At 70.2% G+C, this 23,636-nt stretch carries 23 protein-coding genes and 1 riboswitch; of the genes, 7 read left to right on the top strand and 16 right to left on the bottom strand.

What is annotated here, in order from left to right; all coding sequences use genetic code 11:
- Positions 1-66: 66 nt before the first annotated feature.
- The 5 genes from ACIBG7_RS17935 to ACIBG7_RS17915 form a co-directional block, all read right to left on the bottom strand.
- A complete protein-coding gene (locus ACIBG7_RS17935) occupies positions 67-2,574 on the bottom strand; it encodes an ATP-dependent Clp protease ATP-binding subunit (RefSeq protein ID WP_357929288.1) in 2,508 nt (835 codons plus the stop codon).
- 431 nt (positions 2,575-3,005) lie between these two features.
- On the bottom strand, positions 3,006-3,341 hold the full coding sequence (locus ACIBG7_RS17930; protein WP_357929291.1) for an Lsr2 family protein: 336 nt from the start codon (positions 3,339-3,341) through the stop codon (positions 3,006-3,008).
- Positions 3,342-3,807: 466 nt separating this feature from the next.
- Complete coding sequence (locus tag ACIBG7_RS17925; RefSeq protein WP_357929297.1) at positions 3,808-4,257, bottom strand: RDD family protein; 450 nt, start codon at positions 4,255-4,257, stop codon at positions 3,808-3,810.
- A 138-nt stretch (positions 4,258-4,395) separates the two neighbouring features.
- Complete coding sequence (locus ACIBG7_RS17920) at positions 4,396-5,922, bottom strand: RDD family protein (RefSeq protein WP_397336898.1); 1,527 nt, start codon at positions 5,920-5,922, stop codon at positions 4,396-4,398.
- Positions 5,923-6,008: 86 nt separating this feature from the next.
- A complete protein-coding gene (locus ACIBG7_RS17915) occupies positions 6,009-6,578 on the bottom strand; it encodes an amino-acid N-acetyltransferase (RefSeq protein ID WP_357929303.1) in 570 nt (189 codons plus the stop codon).
- A 264-nt stretch (positions 6,579-6,842) separates the two neighbouring features.
- A riboswitch (cyclic di-AMP (ydaO/yuaA leader) is annotated at positions 6,843-6,996 on the top strand.
- 9 nt (positions 6,997-7,005) lie between these two features.
- Between ACIBG7_RS17915 and ACIBG7_RS17910 the strand changes: the two genes are divergently transcribed.
- Positions 7,006-8,034 (top strand): C40 family peptidase, encoded by a 1,029-nt coding sequence (locus ACIBG7_RS17910; protein ID WP_357929305.1) that lies wholly within the window; start codon positions 7,006-7,008, stop codon positions 8,032-8,034.
- Positions 8,035-8,129: 95 nt separating this feature from the next.
- On the opposite strand, the gene ACIBG7_RS17905 is transcribed toward ACIBG7_RS17910, so the two are convergent.
- A complete protein-coding gene (locus ACIBG7_RS17905) occupies positions 8,130-8,315 on the bottom strand; it encodes a LuxR C-terminal-related transcriptional regulator (RefSeq protein ID WP_357929308.1) in 186 nt (61 codons plus the stop codon).
- A gap of 357 nt (positions 8,316-8,672) precedes the next feature.
- Entirely contained in the window at positions 8,673-10,148 is a 1,476-nt protein-coding gene (gene lysX, locus ACIBG7_RS17900; RefSeq protein ID WP_397336897.1) for a bifunctional lysylphosphatidylglycerol synthetase/lysine--tRNA ligase LysX, read from the bottom strand.
- A gap of 134 nt (positions 10,149-10,282) precedes the next feature.
- On the opposite strand from lysX, the gene ACIBG7_RS17895 reads away from it, so the two are divergent.
- Positions 10,283-10,792 carry a hypothetical protein gene (locus ACIBG7_RS17895; RefSeq protein WP_357929313.1) on the top strand — a complete coding sequence of 170 codons (510 nt, stop codon included), beginning with the start codon at positions 10,283-10,285 and terminating at the stop codon, positions 10,790-10,792.
- Positions 10,793-10,802: 10 nt separating this feature from the next.
- On the opposite strand, the gene ACIBG7_RS17890 is transcribed toward ACIBG7_RS17895, so the two are convergent.
- The 5 genes from ACIBG7_RS17890 to ACIBG7_RS17870 form a co-directional block, all read right to left on the bottom strand.
- Complete coding sequence (locus tag ACIBG7_RS17890; protein ID WP_357929315.1) at positions 10,803-11,588, bottom strand: type III pantothenate kinase; 786 nt, start codon at positions 11,586-11,588, stop codon at positions 10,803-10,805.
- Positions 11,588-14,056: an L-aspartate oxidase gene (locus ACIBG7_RS17885; protein WP_397336896.1), complete on the bottom strand. Its 2,469-nt coding sequence runs from the start codon at positions 14,054-14,056 to the stop codon at positions 11,588-11,590. Before ACIBG7_RS17885 ends, ACIBG7_RS17890 begins: the two co-directional genes overlap by 1 nt.
- A gap of 87 nt (positions 14,057-14,143) precedes the next feature.
- Positions 14,144-14,923, bottom strand: coding sequence for a hypothetical protein (locus ACIBG7_RS17880; RefSeq protein ID WP_397336895.1), 780 nt, complete (start codon positions 14,921-14,923; stop codon positions 14,144-14,146).
- Positions 14,920-15,567, bottom strand: coding sequence for a response regulator transcription factor (locus tag ACIBG7_RS17875; RefSeq protein WP_357929325.1), 648 nt, complete (start codon positions 15,565-15,567; stop codon positions 14,920-14,922). The genes ACIBG7_RS17880 and ACIBG7_RS17875 overlap by 4 nt, the downstream gene beginning before the upstream one ends.
- Positions 15,558-16,763 (bottom strand): histidine kinase, encoded by a 1,206-nt coding sequence (locus ACIBG7_RS17870; RefSeq protein ID WP_357929326.1) that lies wholly within the window; start codon positions 16,761-16,763, stop codon positions 15,558-15,560. Before ACIBG7_RS17870 ends, ACIBG7_RS17875 begins: the two co-directional genes overlap by 10 nt.
- 148 nt (positions 16,764-16,911) lie before the next feature.
- On the opposite strand from ACIBG7_RS17870, the gene ACIBG7_RS17865 reads away from it, so the two are divergent.
- A complete protein-coding gene (locus ACIBG7_RS17865) occupies positions 16,912-17,574 on the top strand; it encodes a DUF998 domain-containing protein (protein WP_357929329.1) in 663 nt (220 codons plus the stop codon).
- Positions 17,574-18,191, top strand: a complete 618-nt coding sequence (locus ACIBG7_RS17860) for a VTT domain-containing protein (RefSeq protein ID WP_357929332.1) — start codon at positions 17,574-17,576, stop codon at positions 18,189-18,191. Before ACIBG7_RS17865 ends, ACIBG7_RS17860 begins: the two co-directional genes overlap by 1 nt.
- On the opposite strand, the gene panD is transcribed toward ACIBG7_RS17860, so the two are convergent.
- From panD to ACIBG7_RS17840, 4 genes are all read right to left on the bottom strand, one after another.
- Positions 18,118-18,531 (bottom strand): aspartate 1-decarboxylase, encoded by a 414-nt coding sequence (gene panD / locus ACIBG7_RS17855; protein ID WP_357929333.1) that lies wholly within the window; start codon positions 18,529-18,531, stop codon positions 18,118-18,120. The two genes, ACIBG7_RS17860 and panD, sit on opposite strands and share 74 nt — an antisense overlap.
- Positions 18,532-18,579: 48 nt before the next feature.
- Positions 18,580-19,395, bottom strand: coding sequence for a pantoate--beta-alanine ligase (panC, locus tag ACIBG7_RS17850; protein WP_357929336.1), 816 nt, complete (start codon positions 19,393-19,395; stop codon positions 18,580-18,582).
- Positions 19,386-20,276, bottom strand: coding sequence for a DUF2520 domain-containing protein (locus ACIBG7_RS17845; protein ID WP_357929337.1), 891 nt, complete (start codon positions 20,274-20,276; stop codon positions 19,386-19,388). Before ACIBG7_RS17845 ends, panC begins: the two co-directional genes overlap by 10 nt.
- A 287-nt stretch (positions 20,277-20,563) precedes the next feature.
- Positions 20,564-20,785, bottom strand: a complete 222-nt coding sequence (locus ACIBG7_RS17840; RefSeq protein WP_357929340.1) for a chaplin family protein — start codon at positions 20,783-20,785, stop codon at positions 20,564-20,566.
- 162 nt (positions 20,786-20,947) lie between these two features.
- Here ACIBG7_RS17840 and ACIBG7_RS17835 point away from each other — a divergent pair, with 162 nt between their 5' ends.
- From ACIBG7_RS17835 to ACIBG7_RS17825, 3 genes are read left to right on the top strand one after another with little or no spacing between them, the layout of a single operon-like run.
- Positions 20,948-21,922 carry an SAM-dependent methyltransferase gene (locus tag ACIBG7_RS17835; RefSeq protein ID WP_397336894.1) on the top strand — a complete coding sequence of 325 codons (975 nt, stop codon included), beginning with the start codon at positions 20,948-20,950 and terminating at the stop codon, positions 21,920-21,922.
- A 31-nt stretch (positions 21,923-21,953) separates the two neighbouring features.
- The gene (locus ACIBG7_RS17830; protein ID WP_357929345.1) at positions 21,954-22,436 is read left to right on the top strand and encodes a cation:proton antiporter regulatory subunit; all 483 of its coding nucleotides are present in this window, start codon (positions 21,954-21,956) and stop codon (positions 22,434-22,436) included.
- A complete protein-coding gene (locus tag ACIBG7_RS17825; RefSeq protein WP_357929347.1) occupies positions 22,437-23,603 on the top strand; it encodes a cation:proton antiporter in 1,167 nt (388 codons plus the stop codon). It abuts the gene before it with no gap.
- Positions 23,604-23,636: the final 33 nt, after the last annotated feature.

Below are 23,636 nucleotides of genomic sequence, written 5' to 3'. Positions count from 1 at the left end.
CGAAGGTGGCATGAGAAAAGGCCCCCTGCCGGAGCAGGGGGCCTTCGCTCAGAACGAGCAGAACGGTCAGTTCTGCTGGATCGGCTCCGCGATCGAGGCCGCCGAGTCGGGGACCTGGGCCGGGGCCTGCTCGCCGGTGTAGACGAACTTGGCCTCCTCGCCCTCGCCCTCGATGGTCACCTTGATGACCTGGCCCGGACGGATCTCGCCGTACAGGATCTTCTCCGACAGCGAGTCCTCCAGCTCACGCTGGATGGTGCGGCGGAGCGGACGGGCGCCCATGACCGGGTCGTAACCACGGTCGGCCAGGAGCTGCTTGGCCTCGGGCGAGACCTCCAGACCCATGTCGCGGTCCTTCAACCGGTCCGACACCTGGGCGAGCATCAGATCGACGATCTGGATGATCTCCTTCGGCGTGAGCTGGTGGAAGACCACGATGTCGTCGACACGGTTGAGGAACTCGGGCCGGAAGTGCTGCTTGAGCTCCTCCTGGACCTTCGCCTTCATCCGCTCGTAGTTCGACTCGGAGTCGTTGGCCTTCGAGAACCCGACCCCGATGCCCTTGGAGATGTCCCGGGTGCCGAGGTTGGTGGTCATGATGATGACCGTGTTCTTGAAGTCCACCACGCGACCCTGGGCGTCGGTCAGGCGACCGTCCTCCAGGATCTGCAGCAGCGAGTTGAAGATGTCCGGGTGGGCCTTCTCGATCTCGTCGAAGAGGACCACGGAGAACGGCTTACGCCGCACCTTCTCGGTGAGCTGGCCGCCCTCCTCGTACCCGACGTAGCCGGGCGGGGAGCCGAACAGCCTGGAGACGGTGTGCTTCTCCATGAACTCGGACATGTCCAGCGAGATCAGCGCGTCCTCGTCGCCGAAGAGGAACTCCGCCAGCGCCTTGGACAGCTCGGTCTTACCGACACCCGAGGGGCCGGCGAAGATGAACGAGCCACCCGGGCGACGCGGGTCCTTCAGACCGGCGCGGGTCCGGCGGATCGAACGGGACAGACCCTTGATGGCGTCGTCCTGGCCGATGATCCGCTTGTGCAGCTCGTCCTCCATGCGGAGCAGGCGCTGCGACTCCTCCTCGGTCAGCTTGAAGACCGGGATGCCGGTGGCGGTCGCGAGCACCTCGGCGATGAGCTCCTCGGTGACCTCGGCCACGACGTCCATGTCGCCGGCCTTCCACTCCCGCTCGCGGCGCTCGCGCTTGAGCTGGAGCTGCTTCTCCTGGTCGCGGAGGGCGGCGGCCTTCTCGAAGTCCTGCGCGTCGATCGCGGACTCCTTGTCCCGGCGGACCTTCGCGATCTTCTCGTCGTACTCGCGCAGGTCCGGCGGCGCGGTCATCCGGCGGATGCGCATCCGCGAACCGGCCTCGTCGATGAGGTCGATCGCCTTGTCCGGGAGGTACCGGTCGCTGATGTAGCGGTCGGCGAGCTGCGCGGCGGCGACCAGCGCGCCATCGGTGATGGACACGCGGTGGTGCGCCTCGTAGCGGTCGCGCAGGCCCTTGAGGATCTCGATCGTGTGGCTGAGCGAGGGCTCGGCCACCTGGATCGGCTGGAAGCGCCGCTCCAGGGCGGCGTCCTTCTCGAGGTACTTGCGGTACTCGTCCAGCGTGGTCGCACCGATGGTCTGCAGCTCGCCGCGGGCCAGCATCGGCTTGAGGATGCTGGCGGCGTCGATCGCGCCCTCGGCGGCGCCCGCGCCGACGAGCGTGTGCAGCTCGTCGATGAACAGGATGATGTCGCCGCGCGTGCGGATCTCCTTGAGCACCTTCTTCAGGCGCTCTTCGAAGTCACCGCGGTAACGGGAGCCCGCGACGAGAGCACCGAGGTCAAGCGTGTAGAGCTGCTTGTCCTTCAGCGTCTCGGGCACCTCACCCTTGACGATCTTCTGGGAGAGCCCCTCGACGACGGCGGTCTTGCCGACGCCGGGCTCGCCGATCAGAACCGGGTTGTTCTTGGTCCTCCGGGAGAGGACCTGCATGACCCGCTCGATCTCCTTCTCGCGGCCGATGACCGGGTCGAGCTTGCCCTCGCGGGCAGCCTGGGTCAGGTTTCGGCCGAACTGGTCGAGCACCAGGGAGGTCGACGGAGCGGACTCCTGCGGACCGCCGGCCGCGGCCGGCTCCTTGCCCTGGTAACCGTGGAGGAGCTGGATGACCTGCTGCCTCACGCGGTTGAGATCGGCTCCAAGCTTCACGAGCACCTGGGCCGCCACACCTTCACCCTCGCGGATGAGCCCGAGCAGGATGTGCTCGGTGCCGATGTAGTTGTGGCCCAGTTGCAAAGCCTCACGGAGCGACAGCTCGAGGACCTTCTTGGCCCGCGGGGTGAAAGGAATGTGCCCCGACGGAGCCGACTGGCCCTGGCCGATGATCTCCTCGACCTGCTGACGCACACCCTCGAGGCTGATGCCCAGGCTCTCCAGAGCCTTGGCGGCAACGCCCTCACCTTCGTGGATCAAACCAAGAAGAATGTGCTCAGTACCGATGTAGTTGTGGTTGAGCATCCTGGCCTCTTCTTGGGCCAAGACGACAACTCGCCTCGCTCGGTCGGTGAACCTCTCGAACATCTCGTCGCTCCTCACAGAGCGGTCAGCCAGGCCGGCAACTAGCCGGTCCCGTCATCCCGCATGCCAGCCCAGGCTTCCAGGTGCGCCCTCTGCCGCTCTATAGCAGAGAACGTTCCCCGAGAGCAGGGCGTTCACCCTCCATCCAACTACCATCTGAGGGTGGTGTGTTCCCGATACGCCGCAAGCGAACGATGTTTAGCTGGATCCGGAGAAACATCACGAGATCCACAGGCCGTGCCAGGCCTAATGTAGCGCGCCCGCCGATCGCCGACGGCGAACACCCGCCCCTCCCGTACCCGAGGGTACGGCAGAGCGGCACGGCGTGATCAAACACGCCGGAGAAACGTCCAATAAACCGGATCCACCCGCGATCATGCGCTTATGGCATCCGCCGGGGTTCTAGGCGATCGTCATAAGCGCATGGTCGTCCGCTAGTGAGCCCGCTCGTACTCGTCCACAATCGTCTTCGCGATGCGACCGCGCTCGCTGACGTTCAGTCCGCGGCTCTTGGCCCAGGCGCGAATCTCAGAGCTCTGCTCGCGGGTCATCTGACGGGAGCTCCCACGGCCGCCACGACGGCGTGCGACGCCGCTGCCCGACTTCCGCGCCGACTGCACGAAAGGCGACAGCGCGTCCCTCAGCTTCTTGGCGTTTCCCTCGCTGAGGTCAATCTCATAGGAGATGCCGTCAATAGCGAAGCCGACCGTCTCATTGGCCTCGCCTCCGTCGAGGTCATCGATGAGAATCTCCTGGATCTGCTTGGCCATCTACGCATTCCTTTCCGGAGTATTACTGCATTCGCCTGCCCAAACATATACCCGGAAAGGCGCGGACACAATTCAGCGCCCGCGTGATTCTGGAGGCGGCGGATCAGTTCTGCTTCTCGGCCCCATCGGCGGCGGTTTGCCCGCGGGTGGCGGCGGCCTCCGACTTGACGAGCTTCACGACCCCATAGATGAAGGCGGCGGCCACGACCGCCGGGGGAAGCAGGGCTGCCAATACGTCTGTTACAGCTTGCATTCGTCCTCGACTCCACTGGGTGCGCTTTATGCACGAGCAACACCACGGACGAGCGGCGCGACCACGCGCCGCCGGACACGTACCCGACCCTAGCGTGACCAGCGCCCCGTCTCCCCTTCGGGTTCACGGGCACTGCGTACTCAGCCTAATGCCAGTCCGGCCAGACTTCTTACCGGATCATGCGAAATTTCCGGAAATGTGTCGCTTCCCACGTCATCGAGGGTCTTTGACCACACAGGTGCCAGCGAGCCTGTCGTGCGGACCACGCTGTAGCGGCTTGTCGATCAAGATGAACAGACCCACGGCGAACGCGAGCATTCCGGCGAGGAGATTCACCACGGGAATCCCCATCGCCATGGCGAGCCCAGGATAGAGGAGCGAGCGTTTCCCTAAGGCCCCGCCCTGCCCTTGGACCCGAATCCTCATGATCGCTTTGCCGAAGGTGCGACCGCGGCCCGAAAGCGCCCTCCAGTCGTACCAGGTATACGCCGCGCCGGCCGCCGCCCACGCGCACAACCCCGGCAGCCGGCCCTCCCACGCCTCCAGCAACCCGACAGACCGGAAGAACAGCCAGAGCAGAAGGGACAGAATGTAATACAGGACGCCGAAGACCAGCGCCTCAATGAGTCGCGCGGTGAAGCGTTCCCACCATTCGGCGGGCATCACTCTGGTCTCAGGCGGCGGGGGCGCCATATGCGCTCACCTCTCCGGGACGGAGGGCTATATCTCACAGTTTGGTACGGCGAGCGGGTACGAAACAGGGGCCGGCGGGAAGCCGGCCCCTGTTTTGTTCGGTCGGCCTTACTTGACCTTCACCACGACGGTGTTCACGAACTTGTCGGCGTAGGTCTGCGCGAGCGGCTTGTTCCAGAACTGCGCGAGCGCGTTCACCAGGACCAGGATCGGCCCGGCGAAACCGACGATCGGAAGTCCGTAGAGCGCGTAACCGCCCCAGGTGACGCCGGCCCGCTTGAGCGCGACGTCGGAGGCGAGCCCGCCCGGAGGCATGGCCTGGCCCACCGGGACGATCTTGATCCCCATGACCATCTTGCCGAGGGTCTGCCCCTTGGCCTTGGTCATGAAGAACTCGTAGCCGATGTACAGCGCGCCGATGAGGATCCAGAGGATCAGCGAGCCGATGGTGGCACTCAGGAATCCCGAGGAGCTGCCCGTCCAGGCGTTCGACGAGGTGATCAGCACCGCGATGAACAGGGCGTTCAGGATGCCGGCGATCGCACCGAAGATGAGACCGTCGACGATTCGGGCGACCAGGCGCTGCCACCACTCCGCCAGGGGCGCCGGGGCGCCGGGCGGCTGGAGGCCGACGGGCTGGCCGTAGCCCGGCTGGCCGTACGGCGTGGCGCCGTAGCCCTGCTGCTGGCCGTAGGCGGGCTGCTGTGCCCCGCCGTACTGCTGACCGTAGCCGGGCTGCTGGGCGCCGTACTGCGGCTGGGCGTAGCCGGGCTGGGTGCCGGGCGAGCCGTAGGGCTGCTGGGCGCCGTAGCCCTGCTGGCCGTAGTCGGGCTGCTGACCCGAGGCGGGCTGGCCGTAGGCCTGCTGGCCGGAGGTGGGCTGCTGCCCGTAACCCGGCTGGGACTGCTGGCCGTATCCCTGCTGACCCGCGGCCTGGCCGTAGTCGGGCTGCTGGCCGTAGCCGGGCTGGGACTGCTGTCCGTAGCCCTGCTGGCCGGAGGCGCCGTACTGCTGGCCCGAGGGCTGCTGGCCGTAACCCGGCTGACCGGGCTGCTGGCCGGAGCCTGACTGGGCCTGCTGGCCGTAGCCGGGCTGCTGGCCGTAACCGGGCTGGGACTGGGCCTGCTGGCCGTACCCCTGCTGACCCGAAGCGGCCTGCTGGCCGTAGTCGGGCTGAGCCTGCTGCCCGTAGCCGGGCTGCTGGCCGTAACCGGGCTGCTGGCCGTAACCGGGCTGGGACTGGGCCTGCTGGCCGTACCCCTGCTGACCCGAGGCGGGCTGGCCGTAACCCTGCTGGCCCGACGGCTGCTGCCCGTAGCCGGGCTGCTGACCGTAACCCTGCTGACCCGAAGCGGCCTGCTGGCCGTAGTCGGGCTGGGCCTGCTGGCCATAGCCAGGCTGCTGCTGACCGTAACCAGGCTGCTGGCCGTAGCCCTGCTGCTGGCCGTATGGCTGTTGCTGGCCGTACCCCTGCTGACCGTAGGGATCGCCGTCAGTGCGATACCCCACGACCGTCACGTCGGGGTCGGCCTCACCCGGGGCACGGCCCGGGTACTGCTGTCCGTATTCGGGAGCCCGGGGCTTGTCGTTCTCACCGGGATCATCCTGTGGATACGGCGGCTGTCCGGTGCTCACCGTGTCACCTCACTTCGAGTTCGCATGTGGCACATGTCAGGACACATGCTTGCTGCTGCCCAAGGTATCGGCATAGGTATCAACAATCACCTTTCCACTCGGTCAACAGCCGAGTCATTAGCCGCGAGATGCAGCAGCATGCGCGTGTTACCGAGGGTGTTGGGCTTGACGTGTTCGAGGTCGAGAAACTCCGCCACACCCTCGTCATACGAGGCCAGGAGCTCGGCATAGACCTCGGGCGAGACGGGCGTTCCCTGTATCGGGCGGAATCCGTGCCCGGCGAAGAAGTCGACCTCGAAGGTCAGGCAGAAGACCCTGCGCAGACCCAGTTCCACTGCGGTTCCGATGAGCGCTGACACGATCTTGTGGCCTACGCCGAGTCCACGATGATCGGGATCCACCGCGACCGTACGGATTTCCGCGAGATCCTCCCACAGGACATGCAACGCGCCGCATCCCACGACTTTTCCGTCATGTTCGGCGACCCAGAATTCCTGCACGTCCTCATAGAGCGTGACGGTGGCCTTCTCCAGCAATCGGGGCCCGGCTCCGGCATAGGTGTCGACGAGCATCTTGATCGTCCGGACATCGGCGGTCCTGGCACGACGGACGGTGATCTGCCTCTTGTGCAGCACGGGCTCGGCGACCTGCTCCATGACCCTTCAGCGTACCGACGCCTTTACGGCTGGGCCGTATCCCGGGCATGATCCTGTGGCGAACGTTTGGAGCGGTCCCTCCCGCCCCCAGGCTCACGAACGCACCAAACCACCGTAAACCCCGCAAAATGCCCGACTATGGCCGCAAGCACGTGATCCGCCCGTGATCCTTCGGATGCCAAACCTCAACGGAATTGGCAGTTCTGGTTGAGCACGAACTGATCGTGCACTAGTGTCCAGCGTCGATATCCCTTCGAGATCCCGCGAAGGGGTGCGCCCAATCCCCTCGTCGGGGGAACCGGGGAACCACAGCGCTCCCTCCCCGGGAGCGCGGGGGTGAATCCAGGTCTTCGGCCTGGTAGGGCTACTCCGGCCCGAACCCGGCAGCTAACCCGGTCGGCGCCCGAACAGGAGAGGTGGCTGGTTGGTGAAGCGCACGCGCGACCGTGGGGAGAAGACCGCGGGCGACGCCCGCCCTCCGGAACGCAGGAGACGTTTCGCCGTCGTCGCGACCGCGCTGGCGGCGCTCAGCCTCGCCCTCCCGCTCGGCCCCGCCACCGCCGACCCCGAGCCCAGCCTCAAGGAGCTGGCCGCGCGGGCGGAGAAGATGCACACCGAGATCGGTCAGCTCAGCGAGCAGTTCAACGGGCAGCGCGTCAAGCTGAAGACGGCCGAGAAGACCGCCGCGGCGGCGCAGAAGACGCTCTCCACCCGCCAGCAGGACCTCGCCGGCAAGCGGGCGCGAGCCGCCTCCCTGGCACAGAGCTCCTACATCTCCGGCGGCCTGGAGCGCACCTGGGCCTTCACCCAGTCGGGCGACCCCGGGCTCTTCCTCGACAACGTCGCCACCACCTCCGCGATCGAGGAGCAGCACAGCAACCAGCTCAAGGAGGTCTCCGTGGCCATCGCCGCCGCGGAGGAGGCCGAGCGGACCGCCTCGGCGCAGATCAAGGAGGTCAAGGCGCTGGTCGCCGACCTCGAGGAGCGCCGCGGGAAGATCACCAAGCTGGTCGCCAAGGTCGAGAGCGCCATCTACCGCCGCGCCCTGGGCCAGGCCGGCTCGCGGGGCCGCGCGACCCGGGTGGACCTGCCGATCATCGGCCAGGGCAAGGCCGCCGAGGCCGCCCGCTGGGCGCTCACCCAGCAGCTCAAGCCGTACGTCTGGGGCGCCGAGGGGCCCAACTCCTACGACTGCTCCGGCCTGGTGATGGCCGCCTACCAGCAGGTCGGCATCAGCCTGCCGCACTACACCGGCGACCAGTGGACCGCCGGCCGGCACATCTCCCGCGAGGAGCTGCGCCCGGGCGACCTGGTCTTCTTCTACAACGACCTGCACCACGTGGGCATCTACGTGGGCGGCGGCATGATGGTGCACGCGCCGCAGACGGGCGACGTGGTACGGCTGGCGCCGATCGGCAACCGCCCGTGGGCGGGCGCGGTCCGCATCGCCGACTGAGCCGACCGAGCCGACTGAGCCGACCGAGCCGACTGCATCGACGGCTGAGCCGGCCGAGCCGAGCGGACCGGTCCACCGCGAGCCCGGTCGTCGGATCAGATGAGCTGGCGACGCGCCGCCCAGGCGACCGCCTCGATCGCGGTCGCCACCCCGATACGGTCGCAGATCACCCGCAGCCGGCGCCGTACGGTCCGGCCGCTGACGTCGAGCCTTCGCCCCACCCTGTCCACGGTCACTCCCTTGGCCAGTTCGGCGAGCAGAGCCAGATCAGCGCGGCTCAACTCAACGCCTTCGGTGAGTAAATCCATCCGTAGCCTCCCCCCACAGCAGAAGCCCTCGGCGGCGTCTCGCCCGACGAAACCGTAAACGCATTCCGGAAAGGTCGTCAAGGTCGCCGATCCCCCCACTTGACCAGCGCCATTGACATGATCCACACAATGTGAACTACTCACGATATGTCGGCGTCTGTGCGGTCGCGATGAGCGCCTCGGCCCCTCCGGGTTTCGACCCAGCCGATCCCGGATTCCCGCCCGGCCCGTATCCCGCCTGCCGCGGCGGCGCCGGCCCCCGGTCCGGTCATGACCGCCGACATGACAACAGCCGGTACGGCAGGCCGTACCGGCTGTCGGGCGAACGGGTCAGTGCGTGGGCTTGACCAGCGGGAAGAGGATGGTCTCGCGGATGTTCTTGCCGGTGAACGCCATGATCATCCGGTCGATGCCCGCCCCCATGCCCCCGGTCGGCGGCATGGCGTATTCCAGGGCGGCCAGGAAGTCCTCGTCAAGCTGCATCGCCTCGAGGTCGCCCCCGGCGGCCAGCAGCGACTGCTCGGTGAGCCGGCGGCGCTGCTCGATCGGGTCGATCAGCTCCGAGTAGGCGGTGCCGAGCTCGGTGCCGAAACCGATGAGGTCCCACTTCTCGGTGAGCAGCGGGTTGTCGCGGTGCTGCCGGGTCAGCGGCGAGGTCTCCACCGGGTAGTCCATGACGAACGTCGGCTGGATCAGCGTGTGCTCGACCAGCGCCTCGAAGATCTCCTGGACCAGCTTGCCCTGGCCCCACTTCGGGTCCCAGTGGATCTCGCGCCGGTCGGCGAGCTTGCGCACGTGCTCCAGGGAGGTCTCGGTGGTGATCTCCTCGCCGAGCGCCTCGGAGACCGAGCCGTAGAGCGTGATCCGCGGCCACTGCTTGAGCCCCAGGTCGATCTCGACGCCGTCGTGGTTGACCACGGTGGTGTCCAGGGCGGCCACGACGGCCTTCTGGTACATCCGCTGGGTCAGGTCGGCCATGTCGTTGTAGTCGAGGTAGGTGCCGTAGGCCTCGAGCATGGTGAACTCGGGGTTGTGCGTGGAGTCCGCGCCCTCGTTGCGGAAGTTGCGGTTGATCTCGAAGACCTTCTCGATGCCGCCGACCACGAGCCGCTTGAGGTAGAGCTCGATCGCGATGCGGAGGTAGAGCTCCATGTCGTAGGCGTTGATGTGCGTCTTGAACGGACGCGCCGCCGCGCCGCCGTGGATCGGCTGGAGCATCGGCGTCTCGACCTCGAGGTAGCCCTCCTCGTGCCAGAAGTCACGCACCGCGCGCACGGTGGCGCTGCGGATGTGGGCCATCTTGCGCGCCTCGTCGTTGACGATGAGGTCGACGTAGCGCTGCCGGACGCGGGCCTCGGGGTCGGTGAGGCCGGTGTGCTTCTCCGGGAGCGGGCGCAGGCACTTGGAGGTGATCTGCCAGGTGTCGGCCAGGATGGACAGCTCGCCGCGGCGGGAGGTGATGACCTCGCCCTCGATGCCGACGTGGTCGCCCAGGTCGACGTCGCGCTTCCAGGCGGCCAGAGACTCCTCGCCGACCCGGTCGAGGGAGATCATGACCTGGAGGTCGGCGCTGCCGTCGCGCAGGGTGGCGAAGCAGAGCTTGCCGCCCACGCGGCTGAGCATGACCCGGCCGACCACGCCCACCCGGTCGCCGGTGGCGGTGTCGGGCGGCAGGTCGGTGTATTTCTCCTTGAGCTCGGCGTTGGTGACGGTACGCGGGAAGTTGACCGGGTACGGGTCGACACCTTCACTCCGGAGGCGGTCGAGCTTCTCCCGCCGGATACGCATCTGCTCAGGAAGTTCCACGACATCCAAGACTAGCGAACTGCAAGAGTTGGTCAGTCTCCTGAATGATCCTTGAAAGCACTCTCCGTTATCAAAGGATCACAGGGCTCAGGGGGGATCGGCAGGGCGCCGGCTCAGGGAGGGCCCAAGGAGAGATGATGATCAAGAAGATCGCCACCGGGCTGCTCGCGGCCGCCGCCGCCACCGCCCTGGCCGCCACCGTCCCCGCCGCGGCGAGCGCGACCACCGCTGTGGCCGCCACCACCACCCCGCCGGTCTACCACGACGACTGGGGGGCGGTCTGGTCGAAGAACGGCCTGGCCAAGTCCTTCGGCCACGTCAAGGTCGACTGGCAGGACTACGGCGACACCAACAGCACCACCGTCAGCGGCCGGCTCTACGACCTCGACCCGCGCAAGTACCGCCACGGCGGCCTGTGCGCGTACGTGAAGTTCCAGGCCAACTACTTCGGCGACGCCTCCCACGAGTGGGAGACCGTCTACACCAGGAAGCACTGCGGCTACCCCGGCTTCAAGTGGTACTCCTTCCAGGAGGACGACGTGCGGGCGCTGCGCGTGAAGGTCTGCCAGACCGACAAGCACGGCCAGTACGTCACCAAGTGCACCAAGCACTGGCAGTACGTGTACTCCTACGAGCAGATGTGACGCCGCCGGCTCACATGGTGTTCCGCTTGTAGATGAGCCGCAGGCCGATCAGCGTCAGCCACGGCTCGTGCACGTCGATAGAGCGGGCCTCGCTCGTCACGAGCGCGGCCCCGCTGCCGGTGGCGACCACGGTGACCTCGTCGGGGTCGTCGGGCGACAACTCGGCGGCCATCCGCTCGACGATGCCGTCCACCTGGCCGGCGAACCCGTAGATGATCCCGGCCTGGAGCGCCTCCACGGTGTTCTTGGCCAGCACGGACCGCGGCCGGACCAGTTCCACCTTGTGCAGCTGGGCGCCCGCCGCGGCCAGCGCGTCCACCGAGATCTCGATGCCCGGGGCCGTGACCGCGCCCACGTACTCGCCCTTGGCCGAGACCGCGTCGAAGGACGTGGCGGTGCCGAAGTCGACGATGATGCACGGCCCGCCGTACTGGTCGATGGCGGCCAGCGCGTTGACCACGCGGTCGCTGCCGACCTCCTTGGGGTTGTCCATGCGCACCGGCACGCCGGTGCGCACGCCCGGCTCCACGATCACGGCCGTGACGTCGCCGTAGTAGCGGCGGCACATCTCCCGCATCTCGTTCAGCACGCTCGGGACCGTCGAGCAGATGGCGATCCCGGAGATGTCAGCGTGTTTCAGCAGGGGCGACTGGGTCAGCAGCCCCTGCAGCACCACGGCGATCTCGTCGGCGGTACGGCGGGCGTCGGTGGCCAGCCGCCAGTGCTCGATGACCTCCTCGCCCTCGAACAGGCCGAGCACGGTGTGGGTGTTGCCGACGTCGATCGTGAGCAGCACTAATGCCCCCGTAGGTCCAGAGCGATGTCGAGCGCCGGTGCCGAATGCGTGAGCGCTCCCACCGCAAGGTAGTCCACGCCAGTTTCCGCCACATCCCTGGCGGTTTCCAAGGTGAGTCCGCCACTCGCTTCGAGGCGTGCCCTGCCGTTGACGATCCGTACGGCTCGCGCCAGGTCCTCGACGGTGAAGTTGTCCAGCAGGATCTCCGCCGCCCCCTCGGCCAGGACCGGCTCGATCTGGTCGATCCGGTCGACCTCGACCTCGATGGGCAGCTCGGGGTAGCGCTCGCGCACCGCGCGGAACGCCTCGGCCACTCCGCCCGCCGCCACCACGTGATTGTCCTTGATCAGCGCGGCGTCGGACAACGACATCCGGTGGTTGGTGCCGCCGCCGGCCCGCACCGCGTACTTCTCCAGCGCCCGCAGTCCCGGCAGGGTCTTGCGGCTGTCGCGCACGCGAGCCTTGGTGCCCGCGAGGGCCTCGACCCAGTGCCCGGTCTGGGTGGCGATGCCGGACAGGTGGGTGAGCAGGTTGAGCGCGGTGCGCTCGGCGGTCAGCAGGGTGCGGACCGGTCCCTCGACGCGCAGCAGCACGTCGCCCGCGCGCACCTGCTCGCCGTCCTTGGCCAGGCGTTCGAAGCGGCCGAGGCCGAAGCGTGCGAAGACCGCCTCGGCCACGGCCAGACCGGCGACGACGCCGTCGGCGCGGGCGACCACCTCGGCGACGTCGCGCCGGTCGTCCGGGATGGTGGCCAGAGTGGTGACGTCGCCTTCGGCCTGGAGGTCCTCGTCGATGGCCCGGTCGATCACCTCCTGCACCTCGGCCGGGTCGAGCCCGGCGGCCGACAGCTCGGCGACGAGCGGCTCGGGCAGCGTGTGCGGGGTGTAGGTCATCCGGAAACCCTCCCGGGTCAGCTCGATGTCGATGTGTCCCAGCCAGTCGGCGTCGTCGCGGCCGGGGTGGTCCTCGCGCCAGTGCGAGCCGCGGGTCTCCTCGCGCAGGCGGGCGGCGGTGACCAGGGCGGTGGCCACGGTGAGCAGGTTGCTCGCCTCCCACGACTCGACGCCGGGGCGGACCGCGACCGGGGTCCACAGGGCGTCGGCCAGGGCCTTGGCGGTCCCGCGCAGGGTGTCGGCCGAGCGGAGCACGCCGGCGCCTCGGCTCATGTGCGCCTGGATCCTGGTGCGGGCGCGCGGGTCGACCAGGCCGCCGGGGGCCTCGTCCGCGACGACCTCGCCGGGCGCCTGCCGTACGGTGTGCAGGTCGGTGGCGATGCGCTCGGCGAAGACCAGCCCTTCGAGCAGGGAGTTGGAGGCCAGCCGGTTGGCGCCGTGCACGCCGGTGCAGGCGACCTCGCCGCAGGCGTACAGGCCGGGGATGGAGGTGCGGCCGCGCAGGTCGGTGCGGACGCCGCCGGAGGCGTAGTGGGCGGCGGGCATGACCGGGACCGGCTCGGTGACCGGGTCGAACCCGTGCTCGCGGCAGGCGGCGTAGATGGTCGGGAAGCGCTCGCGCCACATCCGCTCGCCGAAGTGGCGGCCGTCCAGGTAGACCTGGCCCGGCTCGCGCATGATGGCCTTGGCGACCACGTCACGCGGCTGCAGTTCGTCGGTGAAGCGCTCGCCGGCCTCGTTGATCAGGTGGGCGCCCTCGCCGCGCACCGCCTCGGAGATCAGCGGCTGCTGGCCGGTGGCGTCGGGGCCGAGCCAGAGCACGGTCGGGTGGAACTGCACGAACTCCAGATCGCGCACGACCGCGCCGGCGCGCAAGGCCAGCGCGACGCCGTCGCCGGTGGAGACGACCGGGTTGGTGGTGGCCGAGTAGACCTGGCCCATGCCGCCGGTGGCCAGCACGACCGCCCGCGCGTGCACCGCGCCCACGCCGTCGTGCGTGCCCTCGCCCATCACGTGCAGCGTCACGCCGGCGGTCCGGCCGGCGGCGTCCTTGAGCAGGTCGAGGACGAGCGCGTGCTCGATGACGCGGATCGCCGGGTGGGCGCGCACGGCCTCGATCAGCGCCCGCTGCACCTCGGCGCCGGTGGCGTCGCCGCCGGCGTGCACGATGCGGTTGCGGCGGTGGCCGCCCTCGCGGGTGAGCTGCAGTTCCCCGGAGCCGTCGCGGTCGAAGCGCGCGCCCCGGTCGATCAGCCGCCGCAGGGCGTCCGGGCCCTCGGTCACCAGCGCCCGTACGGCACGCGTGTCGCACAGGCCGACCCCCGCGACGAGGGTGTCCTCCAGGTGCTCCGCCGGGCTGTCGGCCGGGTCGAGGACGGCCGCGATCCCGCCCTGGGCCCAGCGGGTGGAGCCGGCGGAGAGCACGTCCTTGGTGACCACGAGCACCTTGGCCGCCGGGTCCAGCTCGGCCCGGCGCAACGCCACGGTGAGGCCGGCGACGCCGGATCCGACGACCACGACGTCGGCGGAGACGGTCCAGCCGGGGGCGGGCGCCGTGAGCTTCAGGGGAATCATGGGCGTCCTTTCGTCACTATGACGATAACGCCTTCGCCGGCACGCCTCTTCCCGGGGTCGGCTTTGCCACAGGCCCCCGTCGTCCGGTCAGCCGATGTCCAGGCTGCCCTCGGTGACCCGGGCGATCACCATGCTCGGCGCGGCCTCGCGGATGGCCACGTCGATGCGCTCGCTGCCCTCGACGACCCCGCCCTCGACCCGGTAGAGCCCCTCGTCCGGCAGGTCCACCGAGAGCGAGCCCTGGCCGAGCACCGCCTCCACCCGCTGCGGCACCGAGGCGAACGCCAGCGACAGCAGCCCCTCGTCGCCGTGCACCTCGACCGTGGGCGAGCGCACCCCGAGCGCGACCAGGCTGCCCTCCCCCACCCGCGCGACCGTCGGCCCCGAGATCTCGCTCAGCGCCACGTCGCCTCGCGGCACGGTGAGGTGCAGCGCGCCCCGCAGCCCGGTGACCGTCAGGTCGCCGTCGCCGACCCGCGCCCGTACGGCCAGTTCCGGCGGCACCCAGATGCGGTAGTCGGCGGCGCAGCGGGCGGGCAGCGAGACCAGGCCGGTGCGCGGGCAGCCGACGGCGACCGACAGCACGCCGTCCCGCCAGGTCTGGCTCGCCTGGGGCCGGGCCCGGTCCCAGGCCAGCGTCCGCTCGACCCGGATCTCGCCGGGCCGCCCGGCGGCGATCTCGACCCGGCCGTGCCCGGCGGAGGTGTCGAGGGTCAGCGCCTGACCTTCGGACCGGTAGGTCGCGGTGCTGCGGAGGGTCTGTTCGGGGGGCCGCTCCAGCCACAGCCAGCCGGCGAAGCAGCCGAGCAGGAGGGCCACCGCCGTGGCGAAGGCGCCCCAGCCCAGCCACCTGCCTCGGGAGATCACCTGCCGGACTCCAGGAAGCGCAGCACGGCCAGCACGCGGCGGTGGTCCATGCCGTCGGAGCTGAGGTCGAGCTTGGTGAAGATGTTGTTGATGTGCTTGGCCACCGCGCTCTCGCTGATCACCAGGGTGGTGGCGATGCCGGAGTTGGCCCGCCCCTCGGCCATCAGCCGCAGCACGTCGATCTCGCGCGGGGTCAGCCGGTCGAGCGGGCCGCTGTTGCCCCGGATGAGGAGCTGGGCGACGACCTCGGGGTCGAGCGCGGTGCCGCCGGAGGCCACGCGCTGCAACGCCTCCAGGAACTCGGTCACGTCGGCGACGCGGTCCTTGAGCAGGTAACCGACCCGGGCGGTCGCGGTGGCCAGCAACTGGGTGGCGTAGCGCTCCTCCACGTACTGCGAGAGCACCAGGACGGCCAGCCCGGGCCGCTGCTGGCGCAGGACCAGCGCGGCACGCAGCCCCTCGTCGGTGTGGGTGGGCGGCATCCGCACGTCGGTGACGACCAGGTCCGGCTCGTGCTCGTCGACGGCGCGCAGCAGTTCCTCGGCGTCGGCCACCGCCGCCACGACCTCGATGCCCGCCGAGCCGAGCAGCCGGACCAGTCCCTCGCGCAGCAGGACGGAGTCTTCGGCGAGCACTACGCGCATGGCAGCTCCACGGTGATGGTGGTCGGTCCCCCTGGGGGGCTGTCGATGTCGAGGATCCCATCCACGGAGCCCACCCGTTGCGCGAGACCCCGCAGGCCGCTGCCCGCGCCGGGCCGGGCGCCGCCCTTGCCGTCGTCGGTGATGGTCAGCCGCAGGCGCTCGGCGGTGCCGACCACCTCGATGGCGGCCCGGGCGGCCTCGGCGTGCTTGACGATGTTGGTGAGCGCCTCGGAGACGACGAAGAAGGCGACGGCCTCGATCGCGGGGCTCGCGCGGCGCTCGACGGCGACGCTGAGCCGTACGGGGAGGGGGACGCGGGCGGCGAGGCCGGACAGGGCCGCGTCGAGGCCCTGCTCCTCCAGGATCGCCGGGTGCAGCCCGCGGACCAGGTCGCGCAGTTCCTTGACCGCCTGCTTGGCCTCCTCGTGGGCCGCGGCGATGGCCTGGGCCACCGGTTCCGGCAGGTCGGTGAACTGGGCGCGGGCCATGCCCAGGTTCATGGCCAGGGAGACCAGGCGTTGCTGGGCGCCGTCGTGCAGGTCGCGCTCGATGCGCCGGCGTTCGGCGTCGGCGGCGGCGACCACCTCGGCGCGGCTGACCGTCAGGCTCTCCACCTTGACGCTGAGCTGCTCGCTCAGGGTGGGGCCGAACAGGCGGCGGGCCAGCAGTACGTCCAGGCGGACGACGAGGTGCGCGATCCACGGCGCGAGCACGAGCAGGACGATCCCGGCCGGGGTCAGCTCCAGCAGCGTGCGGCGTGGCTGCGGGCTCCACAACGCGGAGGTGGCCATCACCAGGCCGCCCGCCCAGGCCCCGGTGACCGCGAGGCTGCCGGCCAGCCCGACCAGCGGGGCGACCAGCAGGTGGTAGAGCGACAGCCGCCAGGTCTCGGCCTTGCGCCAGGCGAAGCGGCCCGGCTCCAGGGCGGGGGCGGGCAGGTCCACGCCGAGGAAGGCGGCGAAGCGGCCGCGCTGGCGGTGGGTGTAGACGTGCGTGCGGGCCGACAACCGCCCCAGGACGGCCCTGGCCGGGTACACGGTCCAGCTCAGGGTCAGCGCCAGGAGGGCGTGCAGCAACGTCCCGGCGAAGGCGGGCAGCGCGAGCGGCAGCCCGGTCACCGCGTGCAGGGTGTCGAGCCACGTACGGGCAGACCAGGGCAGGCGGCGGGGCCTGGCCGGGAGGTGGAGGGCGGTCACATCGCCTAACCGTAATGCCGGGTATGGGGTGATTCGATGGCCCCTGAGAGAGGCTCAGGGTGGACTCTCCAGGGTGCAGAAAAGTGCACCATCAGTCGGAACGCGGGGGTAGCGACCCGCCCCGGGGCCTGCGGGGATCGTCGAACCCATGACGAACGGTTCCTTCCGCCCCCTTGCCCACCTGGCCTACCTCGGGCTCGGCCTGACCGCGGGCATGACCGTCCTCGGGCACGTCGGCGCCGACTCGCGGCTGACCGCCTGGGGCAGCACGATCAGCGACTTCGCCGCGGTGGACTTCAGCGGGCCGGTGTCGATCGGCATCTTCCTGTGCGTGGCCGCCTCGCTGGCGCTGTTCGCCGGGCTGCGCCGCGCCGCCGCCCCGATGGGCCGGTGGACCAAGGCGCTCCTGCTCACCTGGTGCGGCGGCCTGGCGGTGACCGCGCTGGTGCCCACCGACAACCCGTTCACCCTGGTCGAGCTGAGCGCGGCGGGCTGGCTGCACCGGGTCTCGGCGAGCCTGGCCTTCGTGGCGCTGATCGCGGCCACCTTCACCTTCGCCCATGGCCTGCGCGCCGACGAGCACTGGCGCGACCTGACCGGCCGCCTGCGCGCCATGGCCGCCGGAGCCACGGTCACCGGCGGGCTCATCGTCGCCTCGACCTACTTCGGTGACCGCTTCCTGATCGGGCTGGCCGAGCGGACCATGGCCGCGTTCGCGGTCGGGGCGCTCGTCGTCGTCGCGATGCGGCTGCTGAAGCTGGCCGAGCGGCCGGTACGGCTCGCCGCCCCGCGTCCGGCGCTGGCCTTCTGATGATCGAGACCATCCTGGGCTGGCTCGGGCTGCTGCCCGGCCCGGCGGTGCTGGGCGTGGCCACGCTCGCCCTGGTCGTCGAGGCGGGGCTGCTGGCCGGGCTGTTCGTCCCGGGCACCTCGATCCTGCTGATCCTCGGCGTGCTGTCGCAGCTCGGCGTCACGCCCCTGGCGCTGGCGATCCCGCTGGCAGCGGCGGGGACGGTGGCGGGTGCGCACGTCGGCTTCTGGCGCGGGCGCACCACGGGGCTGCCTTCGGTCAGGCTGCTCGACCGGTGCCGGGACCTGGTCGGGCGGCATCGGGGGTGGGCGGTCGCCGTCGGGCACTGGAGCTCGGCCGGGCGGACCCTCGTGCCGCGGATCTCGGCCGCGGGCGGCATGCCGTACCGGACCTTCGCGCTGGCGGTGGTGCCCAGCGCGGTGGCCTGGGCGGGCGCCGTGGTCACCCTCGGCTACACCCAGGCCGCCGCCTACCGGACGTGGAGCGACGCGCTCGGCGTCGTCGGCCCGGTCCTGGCCGTGCTTCTCATCGGCGCGCTCGTGCTCAGTGCGCGTACACCTCGTCGCCGCGCACGGTCCCCTCGACCGCCGCGGCCGGATCGGAGCCCAGCTCGATGATGCGGTTGCCGCGGTCGACGTGCACGATCCTCGGCTCGAAGACGCGGGCCTCGGCGTCCTCCATCTGGCCGTAGGCGATGATGATCACAAGATCGCCGGGCGAGACCAGCCGGGCCGCCGCGCCGTTGATGCCGATGACGCCCGAGCCGCGCGGACCCGTGATCGCGTAGGTCACCAGCCGGTTGCCGTTGTCGATGTCCACCACGTGCACCTGCTCGCCCGGGAGGAGACCCGCGGCGTCCATGAGGTCCTCATCGATGGTGAGGGACCCCACGTAATGCAGATCCGCCTGCGTCACCGTGGCCCGGTGGATCTTGGCGGACAGCATCGTCCTGAGCATTCGTTCACCTTTCGCCTGGCCGCGCGACCTTTTGGGCTTGCGCGCCGATTACAGCTCAAGCAGAACGTTATCGAGCAATCGGGTAGTCCCGATCTTGACCGCCACCGCCAGCACCGCCGGCCCGTAGTAGCGGTCGTCCACCTGGGTAAACGTCGCCGGATCCACCAGCGCGAGGTAGTCGGGGACCAGACCCTCCTCGTCGAGTACGGCTCGCGCCGCCGCCAGCACCGCCGACGGCGCCCGCTCCATCTCCCCGGCGCGCAACGCGCGGGAGATGGCCAGCGCCCGCTGCCGCTCCTCGGCCGACAGGTAGCGGTTGCGGCTGGACAACGCCAGCCCGTCGGGCTCGCGCAGCGTGGGCGCGCCGACGATCTCGACCGGCACGTCGAGGTCGGCGACCATGCGCCGGATCATCGCGAGCTGCTGCGCGTCCTTCTGCCCGAAGACGGCGACGTCGGGACGCACCAGGTTGAACAGCTTGAGCACGACGGTCAGCACGCCGTCGAAGTGGCCGGGACGCACCTCGCCCTCGAAGACGGTGGCCATCGGCCCCGCCGAGACGCTGACCTGGCGGCCCGGCGGGTACATTTCCTCGACCGAGGGGGCGAAGACCGCCGCGACGCCCTCGGCGGCGCAGACCTCGAGGTCCTGGTCGAAGGTGCGCGGATAGCGGCCGAAGTCCTCGTTCGGGCCGAACTGCAGGGGGTTGACGAAGATGCTGACGACGACCTGGTCGGCGCGCTCGCGGGCCAGACGCATCAGCGAGCGGTGGCCCTCGTGCAGCGCGCCCATCGTCGGCACCAGCGCGACCCTGCCGCCCTTGAGCAGTTCGCGGAGCTCGGCCCCGGTGCGTGCTACGTCCATATGTTGCCTCCCAGCGCGTCCAGGAGGCGCTCGGCGGCTTCGGGCTTGAGCAGGCCGGCCGCCAGCGCCCGGTCGGCGGTGAGCCTAGCGAGCGCGATGTAGGCGTCGGCCGCCTCGGGTGCGGCGAGGATGAGCGCGTCCACGTGCTTGCGCACGGTGCCGGCGTCGCCGCGCACGACCGGGCCGGTCAGCGCGCCGATGCCCATCCGCAGGACGTTGTCGAGCGCGGCGCCGAGCAGCGGGCCGAGCATGCGGCCCGGGTTGTCCACGCCGATCCTGGTCAGCAGCTCGGAGGACTCGGCGATCAGGGTGACCATGTGGTTGGCCGCCCCGGCCAGGGCCGCGTGGTAGAGCGCGCGGTCGGCGTCGTCGATCCAGACCGGCTCGCCGCCCATCTCGATGACCAGGGCCTCGGCGATCGGCCGCAGGACGTCGGGGGCGGTGACGCCGAAGGAGGCGCCGGTGATCCGGGTCAGGTCGTCGTCCCGGCCGGTGAAGGTCATCACGGGGTGCAGGGCCAGCGGCAGCGCGCCGCGACGGGTGGCCGGCTCCAGCACCGACAGGCCGTAGGCGCCGCTGGTGTGGACGAGCATCTTGCCGTGCAGGTCCGCCCCGGTCGCGGCGAGCCCGGCCACCAGGTCGGGCAGCGCGTCGTCGGGAACGGTCAGCAACACCAGGTCGGCGGCACGGACGACCTGGTCAGGCTGGACCGGCTCGACCCCCAGCCGCTCGGCGGCCCATCGGTGCGCACGGTCGGAGACCCCGCTCGCGGCGACCACCCGGTGCCCGGCGGTCGCGAGCGCCGCGCCGAGCGCCGAACCGACTTTCCCCGTGCCGAGCACGCCGACCGACAGTCGACCCGGCCGATCCCCAGCCTCCATGCCGACCAGGGTAACCGGCCCCGGGTCCATCGGCCGTGACTGGGGTTTTGCCGCATGTTGAGGTAGCGACAAATCCGACAAGGGCATACAAACATCGCACCCCCTAATCGAATATCGAACGAGGGGAAGTGGATCCATCGCATGTGAGCGGACCCCGGGTTCCGGGTTGGAACCGGCGTCCGCGTTTGACGATGTGCTACCCGTGGAGGTGCGCCCGGCCGGTCCATGACCGGCCGGGTCTTCGGCGCCCGTCAGTGGTGCCAGTGGTGCCAGGGATGCAGGGGGTATCAGTGGTGCACGTGAGCGTGGGCGCCGCCCTGGCAGCCGGCGATGGCGACGCCGAACAGCCCGACCGCGTTCCCGCAGACGTTGATGGGCGCGGTGATCGGGGCGAAGATCTGGTTGCCGGACAGGATGCCGCTGTCCCCACTCGTGGTGTCGGCGCCCGCGGGGGCGGCGACGGCCATGAGGGCCAGGACTCCGGCGACGACGGCGGTCTTCTTGAGCACGGGGGCTCCTTTCGTCGGATCTGCTGTGGACCACACCGGGTGTGACCGCGCCCGCTGGGGGCCGGGCCGGGCGACCATCCGGTAACAGCGAGTAACGCTAGCGCAAAGCGATCACCACGCGTAGCCATCTCAGCACTCCGCGTGTCATGAGATAGTCATGGCATGTGGCTCACCTGGCGGGCGGCGATGGAGCGCGCACTCTACGGCGATCTCGACGGCCAGGCCGGTTTCTACCTGCGCGAGCGCCCGTCCAGCCACTTCCGGACCTCGGTCAGCGCGGCCAACACCTTCGCCCGCGCGATCCTGACGCTCCTGGAACGGCTCGATCGCGACCTGGGCTCGCCGGCCGTGCTCGACCTGGTGGACATCGGCGCCGGTGAGGGCCGGCTGGCCCGCCGGGTGCTCGACGCCGCACCCGGCGGCCTGCGCGAACGCCTGCGGGTCACCGCGGTCGACCTCTCCCCGCGCCCCGACGGCCTGCCCGAGGAGATCCGCTGGCGGCACGACCTGCCCCCTGCGATGACCGGCCTCGCGATCGCCAACGAATGGCTCGACAACATCCCGCTCGACGTCGTCGAACTCACCCCCGACGGCCCACGGCTGGTCCTGGTCGACCCGGACACCGGTGAGGAACGCCTCGGCGACCCGCCGGCACCCGCCGACCGCGCCTGGCTCGACCGCTGGTGGCCGCTCACCCGGGTGGGCGCGCGCGCCGAGATCGGCCGCACCCGCGACGCCGCCTGGGCGGCCGTGCTGGTACGGCTGGCCAGGGGTCAGGCGATCGCCATCGATTATGCACACCCTGTGGATAACCGGCCGCCCTGTGGATCACTCGCCGGCTACCGCGACGGCCGCCTCGTCGCCCCCATACCCGACGGGACCTGCGACATCACCGCCCACGTCGCCCTCGACGCCTGCGCCGCGGCCGGGACCGAAGCGGGCGCGATATCCACAGAGTTGTCCACACAGCGCGAGATCCTGCGAGAGCTGGGCATCACGGGCACCCGCCCCCCGATCGACCTCGCCCACCACGATCCGCGCGGCTACGTGCGAGCCCTGTCGGCGGCCGGCGAGGAGGCGGAGCTCATCGATCCGCACGGGCTGGGCGCATTCGGGTGGTTGACCCAGCGGAGATGAAACCACGCAGGTCCCCCGATACGGTAAAAGGGTGGAGATCGAGCAGACAGCCCTGCCCGGCATAGGGCTGAAACACGAGTTCAACACCCAGTCGGGCCGGCGCATCGCCGTCGTGTCGCACCGTTCCGGTCGCCGTGACCTGATCGTCTACTCGCGCGAGGACCCCGACCGGGCCTGCGAGGCGATCCAGCTCAACGACGACGAGGCCGACGCGCTCGTCGAGCTGCTCGGCGCCCCGCGCATCGTGCAGCGGCTCAACGACCTCCACCGCGAGATCGAAGGGCTCGTCAGCCTGCAGTTGCCCATTCCGGCGGGCTCGCCGTACGCGGGACGAACCCTCGGTGAGGCGCGGATCCGGACCCGCACCGGCGCCTCGGTGGTGGCGGTGGTGCGGCGCGGGCAGGTGCACACCAGCCCGGGCCCCGACTTCGTGTTCGCCGACGGCGACATCGCCGTGGTGGTGGGCGACGAGGAGAACACCGCCGCCGTCGCCGACATCCTGACGGAAGGCTAAGTGCACCACACCGCGATCGTCTTTCTCGAACTCGGTGCCATCATCCTCGCGCTCGGCGTGCTCGGCGCGCTGGCTCTTCGATTCGGCATCTCCCCCATTCCCCTCTACCTCGTCGCGGGACTCGCCTTCGGCAAGGGCGGCATCCTCCCCCTGGCCACCAGCACGGACTTCGTCTCGATCGTGGCCGAGATCGGCGTCGTGCTCCTGCTCCTCACCCTGGGGCTGGAGTACAACGCCAACGAACTCGTCTCCAGCCTGCGCGGCAACGCCCTGGCCGGAGTCGTCGACCTCGTGCTCAACGCCGCCCCCGGCGTGATCGCCGCGCTGCTGCTCGGCTGGGGCCCGGTGGCCGCGGTCGCGCTCGGCGGCGTGACCTACATGACCTCCTCCGGCATCACCGCCAAGGTGCTGTCCGACCTCGGCTGGATCGGCAACCGCGAGACCCCGGTCGTGCTCAGCCTGCTGGTCTTCGAGGACCTGACCATGGCCGTCTACCTGCCCGTGCTGACCGCGCTGCTGGCCGGCGTCGGGGTGGTGGCGGGCGCGGTCTCGGTCGGCGTCGCGCTGCTGACGGTGACCGGCGTGCTGATCATCTCGCTCAAGTTCGGGCGCTTCATCGAGGCCTTCGTGAGCAGCCCCAACGCCGAGGTGCTGCTGCTCAAGGTGCTCGGCCTGGCGCTGCTGGTCGCGGGGCTCGCGCAACAGCTCCAGGTCTCGGCGGCGGTCGGCGCCTTCCTCGTCGGCATCGCGCTGTCCGGTGAGCTCGCGCACGAGGCGCGGGCCCTGCTCGCGCCGCTGCGCGACCTGTTCGCCGCGGTCTTCTTCGTCTTCTTCGGCCTGCAGACCGATCCGACGAAGATCCCGCCGGTGGCGGGGCTGGCCATCCTGCTCGCGGTGATCAGCATGCTGACCAAGCTCGGGACCGGCGCCTGGGCGGCCAGACGGGCCGGCGTGGGCCGGGCCGGCCGGGTCAGAGCCGGCATCGGGCTGATCCCGCGCGGCGAGTTCAACATCGTCATCGCCGGACTGGCGGTGGCCGCCGGGGTCCACCCCGATCTCGGCCCGCTGGCGGCGACCTACGTCCTCGTGCTGGCCGCCTTCGGACCGCTGGCCGCCCGGCTGGTGGAGCCGCTGCTGACCCGGCTCCTACGTAGTTCTCCCAGCTAGCGGACGGTGCGGGCATGCCTCGACACTCGAGGC

The organism is Nonomuraea sp. NPDC050328 (assembly GCF_044459405.1).
Classification (GTDB): Bacteria; Actinomycetota; Actinomycetes; order Streptosporangiales; family Streptosporangiaceae; genus Nonomuraea.
The sequence above is the reverse complement of the archived record's forward strand: the minus strand, read 5'-3'. Positions and strand labels throughout refer to the sequence as shown.